Below are 14,556 nucleotides of genomic sequence, written 5' to 3'. Positions count from 1 at the left end.
ATTTAGGTATGCCAGTCTCTACTAAAAACATTACAATTCTCTTCGATAATCCTTAATGGAATTGAAAGTTTATTACCTCTAACCTCTTTCTCTCTTCACTATCTAACAGATAATCCTTAATGGAATTGAAAGTTTTGTATTGTACCGCTTTTCTGAAGTCCTTATCACCCCGGATAATCCTTAATGGAATTGAAAGATTTGTATAGGTTGAACGGGGTTCAACGGATACTCGAAACGTTTGATAATCCTTAATGGAATTGAAAGCTCAAAGTGACTTTGAGCAATGAATTTGACACATTTACAGAGATAATCCTTAATGGAATTGAAAGGTTGTTGCTCTGTCCCGCATTCAACGTCACTACAAACCTGGATAATCCTTAATGGAATTGAAAGGAAATCAACACCTAAAACAGATGTTTTAAGTGTAACACAAGATAATCCTTAATGGAATTGAAAGTCCCTTAATGATCTCAATAAATCAGTCAATTGCGTAGAACTGATAATCCTTAATGGAATTGAAAGACTGTGCTAACAACTCGGGCTCAGGCATATCATATTCGCCTGATAATCCTTAATGGAATTGAAAGGAAAAAGTTAAAGAAGAAGCAATGAAACAGTTTTCCTTCGATAATCCTTAATGGAATTGAAAGTATCTGCAATGACGTATGGAATGGGCAAACGTTGATTAGCTTGATAATCCTTAATGGAATTGAAAGTATTATTGCATGCTCTCTAAAATATCTGATATTATGTACGATAATCCTTAATGGAATTGAAAGAGAAGAAGTTTCGAAACGGTACGAAGGAAATCTCATTACCGATAATCCTTAATGGAATTGAAAGATTCTTTTATGGCACTTAATAGAGTTTCTTCTGGTGTTGATAATCCTTAATGGAATTGAAAGGAAGTAATGATGTAAGGATATTGAGAACTATACCAGCTACGATAATCCTTAATGGAATTGAAAGCAGATCTCGCAGACGCCCTTAAGAAGTTTGCTGAGGGCTTGATAATCCTTAATGGAATTGAAAGACGAGATGACCACAGGAGTTATCACAAATGAGAATAATGATGATAATCCTTAATGGAATTGAAAGGTGAATAAGGAAAATTTTTTCTGAATAGCTGTTCCTCGATAATCCTTAATGGAATTGAAAGATGATAACTACATTTCCCATTCGGAAGACAGTGCTTTTGAGATAATCCTTAATGGAATTGAAAGTCACTCCCTTCCCCTGACCCCCCGCTGATTTGAAAGGATTGAGATAATCCTTAATGGAATTGAAAGTTAATTTATTGCCAGACTGCCTGTCCTTTTCAATTATCTGGAGATAATCCTTAATGGAATTGAAAGGAGTATCCTTCTGACTCATATTCACCAGTGATATGGATATCTGGATAATCCTTAATGGAATTGAAAGTACTTCTTCTTAACGAAAAACTTATATTCCACACAGGCCCAAGCTCGATAATCCTTAATGGAATTGAAAGTTGAGGTAAGTCTCTGCGGAATTCACTATCTGAACTACTGAATGATAATCCTTAATGGAATTGAAAGCAAGAAATTTAGCTAAAACATAAAATGCGATGGCATCAGGATAATCCTTAATGGAATTGAAAGTATCTGAGCGTCGAGGCGTCCTGAACGTCTATTAGGTATACGATAATCCTTAATGGAATTGAAAGGCCTTGGCCATAGCAGAAACTATTATCCGCCATCTGAAATCCGATAATCCTTAATGGAATTGAAAGGTAGTATATCATCCATATTAGACTCAATCACGTTGTTAGCTTTTGATAATCCTTAATGGAATTGAAAGACTCCACTAGCCATCCCTACTAGGCTGCTTAGACCCCCAGACGATAATCCTTAATGGAATTGAAAGTCAACATATGATGGGAATAAATGGATTCGTGCTTCTCCAAGATAATCCTTAATGGAATTGAAAGTTAACGACTCCCTCAAGGTGTTCACTACGTTAAAGGCCTGGGATAATCCTTAATGGAATTGAAAGTATACCACTGAAGGCCTAAGAGATTATAGGAATCAGTATAGATAATCCTTAATGGAATTGAAAGCTTCTTCATCAACCACTCTTCAATCTCCTGTAAAGAAAACTTGATAATCCTTAATGGAATTGAAAGAAAATCTATTGTAATATTTTTGAAATCAACACTAATATAAGATAATCCTTAATGGAATTGAAAGACCATAAATACAACTACAAAAGTCTATGTTAACACTGGGAGTGGGATAATCCTTAATGGAATTGAAAGTTAATGCCACAAAAACTAGAAAAAATGCCTTACACTTTCAGAGATAATCCTTAATGGAATTGAAAGGATATTCGATATTCTATTATGAATTCATCTCCTTCATCATTGATAATCCTTAATGGAATTGAAAGTAGAAAGTGCTACTGTAGGCCCATATCCACCATGCCAGATAATCCTTAATGGAATTGAAAGCATTCTTGCCGGATTAATTCTAATAATTTTTATAGTACCAGATAATCCTTAATGGAATTGAAAGATTTTCGATGTAGTGACAGCATTTTTATCAGACCTTAACCTCACGATAATCCTTAATGGAATTGAAAGAAAGTCTACTTATACCAAATTGATAAATGGTTTGTCAAACTGATAATCCTTAATGGAATTGAAAGTTCATCATCAACACTGATGTAGCCCCTTTTCTTAAACTCTAGAAGATAATCCTTAATGGAATTGAAAGTCTTCCAACCATACCGCGATAGGTCTAAATGATTCATTAAAGATAATCCTTAATGGAATTGAAAGATTATTAAGCCGGGATTGCCAGAAATTGCCGCCAACTCGTGATAATCCTTAATGGAATTGAAAGATCTAATAGACAATTCCAGATTAAACGTATAACTAATCCGGGATAATCCTTAATGGAATTGAAAGATTAAATGTGGGTTACTCCGCCCCTTCACGGTACTCCCAAAATCACCTCCTTAAAAATAAACCTGTAGTATTAGTAAGCGTTTCCTCTGATTTATTTAAATAAATCTCTGCCTCAGATATATTTTCAATAATTTTTGAAATTAGTGATTTGAAAGTCCTCATTTTCACGTTATCCTTGAGGATCGTGTACAAGGAGTAAACGAGCACGGCAAGTAAGAAGATTAACATGCGGAAAATGAACTTTGTTGAACACGTAAAGGGGAGGAACGATTTAACACTCCTATAAGACGTTTCTATCGGATTCCTCACCTTGTTATATAACTCCAAGACCTTATTCTTGGGTAAATCGAGATTTGTAGCCCTAGCGAAGTAAACAACCTTCTTCTTTTTCCTCTTGATCTTCTCCCTGCGATACACGATCAGCCTAAACTTAACCTGCTCATCCTTACTACGCCTCTTACTATTCGTAATATATTCACCATCAAACTCCTCGTAGATCTTGACATCACCAACGGGAACTCCAATAATGTAGTTGAACTGGGATATGAATTTTATCACCTCAACCGTGTAAAATCCTGCATCAAGTGTTATCAGTTTAATCCTAAATCCCATTGCAACCACTTGTTCAATCAAGACCTTGACAATCTCATCCTTTGTCATCCCATTAACTTGCGGTATGAAAGCAAGTATGAGGATTTTTCCTTCGTATTTCGTTGTAGCTGTTGCGTAGTTCCACGAGTATCCCTTTTCTGAGCTTCCCAAACCTTCTACAGGTTTTCCGTACCAAGTTATTGTTGTCCAATCTATTGATAGTTCTATCTCCTTCACGCCCTTAAGTGTTTCGAGTGAGATTTGTTTCACTTGTTCCAGTGTTTTTTCCGCTACTTGTAACCCTTGTTCTTCAACGTAATTCCTCACCGTTTGTGGTGATACGTTGTAAGCTCTGGAAACGTTTTCCACTGAATCTTTGTGTAATGATGCTGAGATCAAGGTTTTTGTAACTTCCTCTCCCTTTCTCCCTTGGAAGTTACTCATGGAAATTAATTTATACCCTATTTGTTGAGTGTTTAATGAGGGAATTGGCATTACCATGAGCCCTTATGGTAATACCGATTCCCTCGCTTTAAACCTTTTTTCCCAATTTGTTGAATTCTTGATGTTGTTATAAACTTGGTTATGTTCAACAAATTTAATATTGTTCAATCAGAATTATTTTTGTAAAATGATTTTGGGAGTACCGTTCAGGGCGGGGAGGATAATCCTTAATGGAATTGAAAGTCTTTAATGCTGTCACAATCACATATGAGTTAACACCACTAGATAATCCTTAATGGAATTGAAAGTTTTCCTGTCTACTAAAAAGTGGAAGCAGTTATAGTTCCTGATAATCCTTAATGGAATTGAAAGACCTCACTACTCTAATATTGAAATTAAAAAATTTAATAATTCGATAATCCTTAATGGAATTGAAAGGACAAACCTGTCTAATCCCATTCCCTACTTTTATTGCTTGATAATCCTTAATGGAATTGAAAGCCTTATATTTTCTCGCTGTGGTTGTGGTGTTTTTTGCGGAGATAATCCTTAATGGAATTGAAAGTGGTATTCTCCCCTGAAAACCACACTCCTACATTGCTCAATGATAATCCTTAATGGAATTGAAAGATATGATACACAAACACAATCCCGATTTTATCAAACGTATGATAATCCTTAATGGAATTGAAAGTGAACAAAGGTTCTCCCTTATCCTTTTTCCATCCTAAACGTGATAATCCTTAATGGAATTGAAAGGTTGGAAGACCAGTAGAACCTCCACTACCAGTACTAAATGGGGATAATCCTTAATGGAATTGAAAGACAGTATACGGCCCTCAATTCAGCGTAAAAAGTTACGGAAGATAATCCTTAATGGAATTGAAAGATAAGTTATTCATTATCAATAATTCTCTTATTATTGTTTTAAGATAATCCTTAATGGAATTGAAAGTAAATGGTACTAAAACCCTCATATCCGCTAGGAATTTTTGATAATCCTTAATGGAATTGAAAGATTCTCGAGTATAGTCATCAACTATTATAATGTTCTCCAGATAATCCTTAATGGAATTGAAAGCTTCATTGTACAACCTCCGGCAATAAGAATAACACATAAAGAAGATAATCCTTAATGGAATTGAAAGACGGAAGTCGATGGGCTTTGGTAAACTGGGGAGTTTACCGGGAACGATAATCCTTAATGGAATTGAAAGTTATTTCTACCTGAGGTGTTTCCTCAGCGGGTGTGGGTGTGATAATCCTTAATGGAATTGAAAGATTTAGTAAACTGGCTGGTATCTCAGCCATTGTTGTTGATAATCCTTAATGGAATTGAAAGAATACGATACAAATTGGTTCTCTTATCTCAATCCTTACTCAAGTTTGATAATCCTTAATGGAATTGAAAGTTATCCCTCGCACAATGAATATGTTGTTCCTATAGACAAGATAATCCTTAATGGAATTGAAAGTCAAGATATGAAAAAACTCTTTCAGCCTTCTACTAACTCTAAGATAATCCTTAATGGAATTGAAAGCTGTAGAATAATATGCATCTAAAAGTTCTTGCAACTTCATCATCTGATAATCCTTAATGGAATTGAAAGGTTCATCCGTAACAATTATTATCACATCATCTTCAGAAGCAAAGATAATCCTTAATGGAATTGAAAGATAGTTACTCCTCCCGCCACATATATGACGTTTCCGCCGTTATTGATAGTCCTTAATGGAATTGAAAGTTTAAAATTTTGTGTGTTAGACATACGAAAAATCACCCGATTAGGATAGTCCTTAATGGAATTGAAAGTTTAGAGCATTGACGTCGTTAGCCGAAGTCGCAGCAGTGTAAGGATATTCCTCGATAACATTAGAAGATAAAGTTATTATGTCTCAGAGGTTTCTGAGTAACTTTTCATCTTAACCACAACTTCCCCAAGGCCGATTCCCCTACTCTTCCCTATCCCTAAATAGGAAGCTACGGTTAAATACTTCGAAATAGCTTTCTTGAGCTTCTTGTACGGGATATCAAATTCCATCCATCCTACAAAACCTCTCGATGTCCTTAATCTCCCCTTATCGTCATTTCCTATGACTACAGTCAAGGGTTTAAGTTTATACCCTATAACTCTAGATAAACTATTACTCAGAACCCCAAGCCTAAAGGATTTTAAATCAAGCTCTATATTACTGGTATTTCCATATAAAGCCCTATAAGCCCTATAAGCATAACTCACTATTAAACCAACAGAAGGGATTAGACTATACCCCGGGTTAACATTCTTATATTTCTCTTTCAATGACGGAGGAAGAAGAACTTTTGAAGAAAGAAGAGCGGGGGTCACGAATTTTACATAAAAATTACCCTCACTAACCCCTTTTATGGAGCTAAGTTCAATAACTTCGAGTTGTTGGAGCTCAATAAAAAACTTCCCATACCCGGTCTCAAAACTCCCAGAAGACAGTTCCGTGAAAAATCCGTCATAATAGGGGAAAGAGATGAAGAAGTTAAGGATTTCTCCAGCTTTAACACTTACTGGCTTACCCGTACTGAAAAGTCTAAAACCATTTTTACCCAAGTTTGAGATAAATATTGGCTTATTCTTCATTCCACTTTTGACTAAGTTTGAGATAGAGGGAAGTAGTTTAGAAGATAAAATCAAGTTCTTTACTACTTTAGAACTTAGAGGGGGTAAAATTACATCCCTTTCTGGTATAGCAGAAAACTCAACTTTAACGATTTTTTCAGAAAAAAACTCTACCATCCTATTTCACTTAAAAGCTTCTGAGAATAATAGTATGCTGTGCAATAGATTCTGTTATTCTTACAGAAGTCCTTCGCATTCCTTACCTCCATGGAAACATAACGATTTGCGAGATATACTAAATCCTCTACCCTCTTAGCTCCACCAATCACTTCATAGACCAGTTCAACAATTCTGGCTGAAAAATCACTAGTGGGGCTTTGGTCGTTTGTTGCGTCTTGTGCAAGTCTTATTAAATCATCATCTATTAACTCTTTCTTTTCCAATAACTTAGAGAAATCTACGCTGAAACCTCCTAATATAACGGTGGGGTTTTGTCCTCCAGCATCTGACATAAGATATACTCTAGCTGAAGAAATGTTTGAACCAGACTTTATTACCCTATCAGCTAAAAGAAATATGAAAGCAGTTTCCGGCTTTACACCGCTGAACTGACCGTAAGTATTGTAGAGCATTGATTTTGTTAATGTGAAAACGTTTACCCCTATTGTTTCTCCACCTACTCTAGCATATCCTATCCTGGAAAATAACCAACCAGCTATTGCGAGAATTACATATCTGGAATCGACTTTTACTGACATTTTCTGTCCTCCAGGTTTACCGGGGATTCTGACAAACTCATAGTACTCTGGCTTTATAAATGAAGGAACATTGTCTACATAGCATTCCTTACTTTGTTCAATATTGAAATTCTTTAAAACGTTAGAGATAGAGTCTGAGGAAGAGAAGTTAAAACACTTCAATACTTTCTCCATGACTTTCTTATCATTTGCATTTAGGGGTATGGGTTTCTTATTATCTTTCTCAAACTTTTGAGCTATATCACTGGCAATATCAAGAGCTATTCTTAGTTCCTTATCGTCTATTTCTAAGTAGGGTTTTCCCTTCACTGTCATAGGCTTTAATTCATTCGCGTTTACTGCTAACTGAGTTACTAAATTATCCCCGAATAAATTATACAGAGGGACTATCAAGAGCATTCACCTCCTTTTCAAGAACATGGATAAACCTCCTCCTCTCATTCAGCCCCCTAGCTAAGGAGCTGTCTAAGTTATCTCCAACAATTATTGGAGCTAAAAAAAGAGAGTACAACTTAAGATAAGCCCCGTTCTCTTTTACTAAATCACTCATCATTTCGTGGTAATCATCAAAAGTGTAATCCTCAACAGTTAAGTTCTCCATCCCTATTTCCTCTAACACTATTTTTCCGAATCTTTTAAGTCTTATCATACCCAGATCAAATTTCTTAGGAAAGCTATTGGGGTTAAGTTGCGAAACACCTCTAATTGCGTTCAAATGGTTCAGCTCAGCAAGTGCAATTAATAGTTTAAGCTTCTTATCCTCTATGTTCTTATAAAAGAAAATTGCAGACCCAATCTCGTGATATAGGAAAGAGGGGGTATGGGAAGAATTGCATTCATCATCAAATTGAGTTTGATAAAACTCACCGGCCTTACCTATATCGTGGAGAAGTATTGATATCTCAAAATCTTCCTTCTTTACTTTTATCCCAAATTTTTCAAGTCTTCTTTTTGCTGTTAATACATAGGAGTCGGAAAGGATCTTTTTCACCGAGTTAAGTGAACCTTTAGAGTGGTCTAATAGAGGCTGATTTGTAAATGCACATGGTTTCTTCATATTATCCCTCCGATCTCCTTATTATATCCGGTTATTATTACACCATCTATTCCTTTCATTAAGAGATCTAATTGTAGGCAAACATTTGTAGAGGGCTTATAATCTGTAATCTCCTTACCATCTTTTACAGCTCCGTTCTTCTTCAGAGCCTCCATTGCCTCTTTTTCTGTAAGAGGAATTGCCTTCTCAGAATTATACTCTCCCCTAGGAAAGCCCATTATAATAGATGTTTCCCTCACTATATTACATACAGAGGTATAAAGGTTCTTAGCTGTAATTGAATCAGCAAATACTGAATGGTCTATAGTAGTTAAGTCACTAAGAAGTATGTTATCGACATGATACTCTTTCTCCTTAAGTTCTGGCAAACCTCTGTCTAAGGATTCCCAAACCTCCTGTACCTCTTCCTTATCATAAACCTTTCCACTGAACGGAAACACATGGACCTCACCATATCCTCCATACCTCGCCACTCTTCCAGCCCTCTGTATTAGGTTTGATGCTGGTGCTGCTTCAGTAATTAATACGTCAAAACTTGTATCTATTCCAGCCTCAATAACTTGAGTAGAGACAACAAGCCTTTCCTTTAATACCTTCTGAACTAAGACCCTTCTGTCTTCCCTATTGAACTTACTGTGGATTAGCACCGGGTTAAGTCCCTTATCCTTAAGGGCTTTATAAAAACTAATAGCCCCTACCCTAGTATTAAACACTACTAACACTCTCTTTCCCTCACTATATTCCTTTAAAACGTCACTTAAGACCTCTTCTTCTCTTATCTTCTTAACTGTAATCTTTCTTTCAATACTGAAGTCTTTGGCTTCTACAGTAGCGAAATCTCTACCGTACTTCTTTATCAGTGATTCTAGCCCTTTGTCAATAGTGGCAGACATAACTATTACAGGAACACCTGCATCTGTAAGTGACTTTACAGCAGATAATCCAGCAGTTAAAGGTCTACCCTCTTCTCCTAGAAGGTGGAACTCATCAAATATAACTAATGATGAATATATCATACCCCTAGGTAATTCGTAATGTGCTCCAAAGTTTTGAAATACTTTACCCATCTCAACTGCGGGAAGCTTAAATAGGTTAAGGATAAAGGTATCTAGGGTGGTCACAGTCACTTTCTGCATGAAAAAGGGGGAATCAGAGAAGTCCATATCCTGGGCTGCAATACTTTTAGTCTTAATAACTCCCTTTTCACTATCGGCTTTTAGTTTCTCATATAGGTCTTGTACAATTGCTCTCAATGGGAGAACGTGTATTACCCTAGCAAAATAACCTAGGTCTACAGCATTAGCTAACACCTTTGTTAACGTTGTCTTACCGTATCCAGTAGGAGCCTTAAGGATAACATTATGTCCTTTGTCTAATTCCTCTACAGTTTGTCTAATAGCTAATCTGTCTTGTAATCTGTTATCCTTTATGAACTCCTCATAAATATTAGTTATACTCTTAGCCGAAGACAACATATTCTCCTCCCACCTCATAAGCCTCATTAGCCTCTACTTCAACCTCCCTGCTCTTTAACGGATAGCCCGTAACTGGGAGTGCGTAAGTTACTACGTTTCCTGAACTTCCCCATATGAAACCGTTTTCATCCCAGAAACTGACTAACATAACATTCTTCTTCCCTTCCTCTGATATACTTACACTCGCTGGGAAATAGTAAGACGTCTTCACCTTACCCTTAACCCTTTTAGCCTCACCTATTTCTACATCTTCCACACTTACTAAACACTCCTTACAACCTAGCCTAGTAATAGACCAGCTTAACCTCTCCAGTTCTTCCTTATCCATTTCAGCCACGTAGACTACCTTAACTACTTGGTTAGGAGCATAAATCTTTCCGGTAGGAACTACACCGTATCTAAACTTAGGATCTCCCCTCCTTTCCTTCCTCTGAAAGTACATGATTACGCTTCGTATGATATCCTCAGTATATCCCCCGGTAAAATCGTTACTGAAAGAAGCTGCAGCTTTAACCTTTAATTCTAGGGCTGGACTTCCCGTTTTCCCCTTAAAAGCCTTTGTGTCAACCCCCCTGTACTTTCCGTAACTTAATGCTCCTATAAGAGTAGTAGGAGGGGGTAAGTAGAATGATGGCTTAGCCTTAGAGGCTTCTGGGTATGAAACATAAAAACCCCAGTGGAGCTTTAAAAAAACTTTAGAATAAATCATCTTACTTCCCAGTTAGAGAAGTAATTAGTTCTTCAACACTCCCAACTCTATTTACTTCTCCTCCCACTTCTACTCCTTCATTATTTATTACGTAAACTTTGCTCTTACCGTTAAATATTTCTTTAGCCTTTCCGAGTCTTTTTACAGTAGTAGCAATATAATCATTAGTATGTCCGGGTTCTGGTATGAATGGGAAATCTGTTACCGTTACAACACCAGACATTAATTTCATTGATGGTAGGAACCTAGATCTTTTACCTCCGAAGTTACCAGTTAAAACGTAATACAAAGCCTCTATTGCTGTCTTAACCCTACTATCTCTTTGTTTAGTGAGTGTGTCTTCCCCATTAACTTTAGGCCCTTCTGTTGATGGTACAGCTATTAAGTCTTCATCCAGAGAGAATGACATTACATAAAGGGCAGAAGAAACCTCTACGTTATAGATCATCTGGTCCTTCTCACTATACCTTACGTGAAACTGACTTTCAAGTTGTGCCGGTATTTCATCTCCTAGAAGAGCTGGAATCATATAACCGAACTTTACTCTTGAAGTCCTCCTCACCGGTACGTTTCCAGCATACATAAACCCTCCCACATCTGCAACAACATCCTTAAGCATTACTTCTACCTCAAACCTCTTCATGTCGCTTGAGTCCTTTGGTGGGTTTACTCCCTCTTCCTTAAGCACTTCTTCAGTTGAGAACTTTATAAAGTCGTACTTTGATGAATAAACTCCTACTGGTAAACCATATTTCTTTGCTAAATCCACTAACGCTGTTTGATACGCGTGTGCTAAAGACTCACCGGAAATAGCTGGAACATATCTGACTAGGTAACCGGTTGAAGTCTTAATCACTACCGGTGCTGTCCTATGTCTAGTCAAGTTACCTACGCTCTCGACACCGTTCAAACTTTCAGTATTTATTAAAAACCTAAATGAACCACTTATCATTTATTCTCCACCTCCTAAAAGTGATCTGTTTGCAACAGACATAGCTAATGCCCCTGCTTTCCTAGCATAGTATATATCCCTCTCTACTAGGCTCATGAAGTCTTCAACATCTTTATCTGTGGGTAAGTAACCAATCACTATGTAGTTCCTCCCTTCCTTTGTTTTTATTATAACTGCTGGGTAACTCTCCTCTCCTTCTTTTTTGTCAGTGATTTTTATATTCTTACCAGATATTTCAACATTCCCCATTTTAACCTCACCACTTGAAATCCCCATCTGTATTATCCTCTGTGACTCGTAAATGACTCTAGCAACTGCTTCCTTTGATAGTGCATTAGCAAATCTGTCCACATATGTTGGCGATTCGCTATAGATGAAAACTGATGCGAGAAGATTTGCGACCCTGCGTATTATCCCTTCCGTATCTGTTTTTTCAACACTCATATTACTAAATCTGCTATACTTGTTTATATATTTTTTGTTTGGAAGAATTTTTCGAACAAGCGGAAAGAAATTATTTTTGTGTAATACAGTTTTTTGAAAAATAGCAGTTGCTCTAATTTTCCTCGGTAATACGAAATTCCCTATACTACCGATAAAGTTTTTAATTTGGTGTTTGGTTAATTACAAAATGTGAGGAGAAAACTCCTCAAGTTTGCTGAAATATGTTCAGGAAATGCAGTAGATTCGATAAAAATCTTTAAGCCACGTTAAAGTAAAATAACTACTAGAAAAAGAATTGTGGGAACGATTTAATTCCTTTTAATGGTTAGTATATATTATAGAATAAGTAGGGGTTTGTGAGGGAGAATATTTCATGCCAATGAAAAACAGTAAAGGAGAATAATCAAATATGTGAAAATATTAGTAGATAGAGGTTTTCCATAAGTAGTAATAATGCCTATTCTCAGTTATTAGTGTTTTTAGCGATTTATTACCAGTTAATAAACTATAGCATTTTTTGCACATAACTACTTCTAATAACTTCTTAGAAAATAAAGATATTATAATTTTTTCTATGTTTTATTTCGATATCTCTCAATTTTCTTAGATTTTAGGTTCTTAAATTTAAGCGTTAATTTAAAAGTAAAATATGTCGTTAATCACGATAAAAATTAAGTAATCCTCAAAGTATATATATGCAATTTCCTATCGTAAGAATAGAGTATATCAATAAATTTTCTTAATTTAAAATCAACTAGTTATTAATGCTTTAAAGTTCTATAAAATTTAGACTATATCTTTGTCGTTATTCCCGTTTTTTATCGGGAATTTCTTTCAATTTATAAATGATTAATAAGAGTATCTTTGTAAAGAACGTTGAATGTATTTCTCTTTTTAGTATTCCCATTTTTTCAAGGGAATACTAAAAATTCAGTAATGATAAATATGTAACATAGAGAAAAGCTTATATAGCAGAAACGAAGAAAATGATAACAGTAATAGTATAAAAATCTTCAGTTAATCCATAATGGAATTGAAAGAGAAATTCATTCTCATTAATCTTAACATACCTCAATCTATCTTTGTTAATCCATAATGGAATTGAAAGAAACCTGGGCCTAAATACAGTATCGATATACTTACCTAAGTTAATCCATAATGGAATTGAAAGATCAGTCCCACTGGTGCTTGGGGCGGTGTCTGTCTTAGTTAATCCATAATGGAATTGAAAGATACACCGTCACCAACCGTGCCATTACCGAGTTAGTTGGTTAATCCATAATGGAATTGAAAGAACCGAAAGTCAATAAGAACGCCGCTCCTATTGCACCCCCCGTTAATCCATAATGGAATTGAAAGGTTCTCGAAAAGAAGGGATATATTATCGTTATTGAAGAGGGTTAATCCATAATGGAATTGAAAGTAGGGCTGTATCAAAAACGTTCCATTCAATACCTCACCGTTGTTAATCCATAATGGAATTGAAAGAACCGACAATAATTGGTAGACCAGCTCTATCATAACAGAGGACGTTAATCCATAATGGAATTGAAAGTGTATTGTCTGATTTCTTTTGTTTTTCAATTGTTTCTTTTGTTAATCCATAATGGAATTGAAAGATTATTATCCCGCCATTTTCTTCAATTTCCTTCAAGAATCTTGTTAATCCATAATGGAATTGAAAGAAGATGAAATAGAAGAAAATGAGGAATTGGAAGAAAATGAAGTTAATCCATAATGGAATTGAAAGAAGAATCATGAATGGTAATATCAGTTCTTCAAATCAGCCGTTAATCCATAATGGAATTGAAAGCTACGTGATGGGCATGACGGACTCGTGGTTGTATATGATAGAGGTTAATCCATAATGGAATTGAAAGTGAATTATCTAACGGAAATGCAACAGAGGGTATTGCTTGCTCTCGTTAATCCATAATGGAATTGAAAGTTAGTACACTTAGATCAGAAGTCTGCAATATCTTAGCAGCTTGTTAATCCATAATGGAATTGAAAGAAAGTATGTGAAGTGTGGATTAGAAGACATGTAGATTATGTTAATCCATAATGGAATTGAAAGTTTGATAAAATTATCTTTATAAACCACTTGTCAACTTGATGTTAATCCATAATGGAATTGAAAGAGAAATAAACCAATAAGAGACATCTTCGATCACACTCCAGTTAATCCATAATGGAATTGAAAGTAAGCAAAACGGCTGCTTAGACTCATTGTTTAAGGCAAAAGTTAATCCATAATGGAATTGAAAGACCAGTTCGTGTAAATGTTGATTGGGAGGACTTTAAGAGTTAATCCATAATGGAATTGAAAGCGGTAACTAATTAGCGTAGCGTACTGTGTTGCTAACCCTGGATCCGGTTAATCCATAATGGAATTGAAAGCTGATGCTTATAAAACGATAACGGGATTCATAAATTTAAAGCCTGCGTTAATCCATAATGGAATTGAAAGTACGAATTTCAGCGTTAACAGGGTCGCGATACATCTACAGCAGTTAATCCATAATGGAATTGAAAGACTTGAAGGGATTTCATGCAGGAAAGAAGCACCCCGGTAGGGTTAATCCATAATGGAATTGAAAGAAGTA

The 14,556-nt window shown here is 35.8% G+C and carries 8 protein-coding genes and 3 CRISPR repeat arrays (2 of these 11 only partly in view); all 8 genes read right to left on the bottom strand.

The window, feature by feature from the left end:
• A CRISPR array of direct repeats spans positions 1–2,929; the repeat unit is 24 nt; unit sequence GATAATCCTTAATGGAATTGAAAG; it reaches 1,445 nt to the left of the window's first position.
• 42 nt (positions 2,930–2,971) lie between these two features.
• On the bottom strand, positions 2,972–4,015 hold the full coding sequence (locus D1869_RS14390) for an ISH3 family transposase (protein WP_156015894.1): 1,044 nt from the start codon (positions 4,013–4,015) through the stop codon (positions 2,972–2,974).
• Positions 4,016–4,182: 167 nt separating this feature from the next.
• A CRISPR array of direct repeats spans positions 4,183–5,777; the repeat unit is 24 nt; unit sequence GATAATCCTTAATGGAATTGAAAG.
• A gap of 76 nt (positions 5,778–5,853) precedes the next feature.
• Complete coding sequence (gene cas6 / locus D1869_RS14385; RefSeq protein WP_156015740.1) at positions 5,854–6,732, bottom strand: CRISPR system precrRNA processing endoribonuclease RAMP protein Cas6; 879 nt, start codon at positions 6,730–6,732, stop codon at positions 5,854–5,856.
• A complete protein-coding gene (csaX, locus tag D1869_RS14380) occupies positions 6,726–7,706 on the bottom strand; it encodes a type I-A CRISPR-associated protein CsaX (protein ID WP_184651063.1) in 981 nt (326 codons plus the stop codon). The genes cas6 and csaX overlap by 7 nt, the downstream gene beginning before the upstream one ends.
• Positions 7,687–8,370 carry a CRISPR-associated endonuclease Cas3'' gene (locus tag D1869_RS14375; protein WP_156015738.1) on the bottom strand — a complete coding sequence of 228 codons (684 nt, stop codon included), beginning with the start codon at positions 8,368–8,370 and terminating at the stop codon, positions 7,687–7,689. The genes csaX and D1869_RS14375 overlap by 20 nt, the downstream gene beginning before the upstream one ends.
• Positions 8,367–9,845 (bottom strand): CRISPR-associated helicase Cas3', encoded by a 1,479-nt coding sequence (gene cas3, locus D1869_RS14370; RefSeq protein WP_231113649.1) that lies wholly within the window; start codon positions 9,843–9,845, stop codon positions 8,367–8,369. The genes D1869_RS14375 and cas3 overlap by 4 nt, the downstream gene beginning before the upstream one ends.
• On the bottom strand, positions 9,829–10,554 hold the full coding sequence (gene cas5a, locus D1869_RS14365) for a type I-A CRISPR-associated protein Cas5a (protein WP_156015736.1): 726 nt from the start codon (positions 10,552–10,554) through the stop codon (positions 9,829–9,831). The genes cas3 and cas5a overlap by 17 nt, the downstream gene beginning before the upstream one ends.
• A gap of 1 nt (position 10,555) precedes the next feature.
• Positions 10,556–11,506, bottom strand: coding sequence for a type I-A CRISPR-associated protein Cas7/Csa2 (gene cas7a / locus D1869_RS14360; RefSeq protein ID WP_156015735.1), 951 nt, complete (start codon positions 11,504–11,506; stop codon positions 10,556–10,558).
• Positions 11,507–11,950, bottom strand: a complete 444-nt coding sequence (gene csa5, locus D1869_RS14355; RefSeq protein ID WP_156015734.1) for a type I-A CRISPR-associated protein Csa5 — start codon at positions 11,948–11,950, stop codon at positions 11,507–11,509.
• Between the two features lie 1,016 nt (positions 11,951–12,966).
• Positions 12,967–14,556: direct repeats of the CRISPR family, unit length 24 nt; unit sequence GTTAATCCATAATGGAATTGAAAG; it runs 5,614 nt beyond the window's last position.

The organism is Sulfurisphaera ohwakuensis (genome assembly GCF_009729055.1).
Taxonomy (GTDB): domain Archaea; phylum Thermoproteota; class Thermoprotei_A; order Sulfolobales; family Sulfolobaceae; genus Sulfurisphaera; species Sulfurisphaera ohwakuensis.
Note: the sequence above shows the minus strand (reverse complement) of the source record. Positions and strands in the feature narration are given on the sequence as shown.

What these genes read in the sequence shown, in the direction of transcription:
- D1869_RS14390 (WP_156015894.1), bottom strand. Translation starts at nt 4,015, where the DNA reads ATGCCAATTCCCTCATTAAACACTCAACAAATAGGGTATAAATTAATT.
- cas6 (WP_156015740.1), bottom strand. Translation starts at nt 6,732, where the DNA reads ATGGTAGAGTTTTTTTCTGAAAAAATCGTTAAAGTTGAGTTTTCTGCT.
- D1869_RS14375 (WP_156015738.1), bottom strand. Translation starts at nt 8,370, where the DNA reads ATGAAGAAACCATGTGCATTTACAAATCAGCCTCTATTAGACCACTCT.
- cas3 (WP_231113649.1), bottom strand. Translation starts at nt 9,845, where the DNA reads ATGTTGTCTTCGGCTAAGAGTATAACTAATATTTATGAGGAGTTCATA.
- cas5a (WP_156015736.1), bottom strand. Translation starts at nt 10,554, where the DNA reads ATGATTTATTCTAAAGTTTTTTTAAAGCTCCACTGGGGTTTTTATGTT.
- cas7a (WP_156015735.1), bottom strand. Translation starts at nt 11,506, where the DNA reads ATGATAAGTGGTTCATTTAGGTTTTTAATAAATACTGAAAGTTTGAAC.
- csa5 (WP_156015734.1), bottom strand. Translation starts at nt 11,950, where the DNA reads ATGAGTGTTGAAAAAACAGATACGGAAGGGATAATACGCAGGGTCGCA.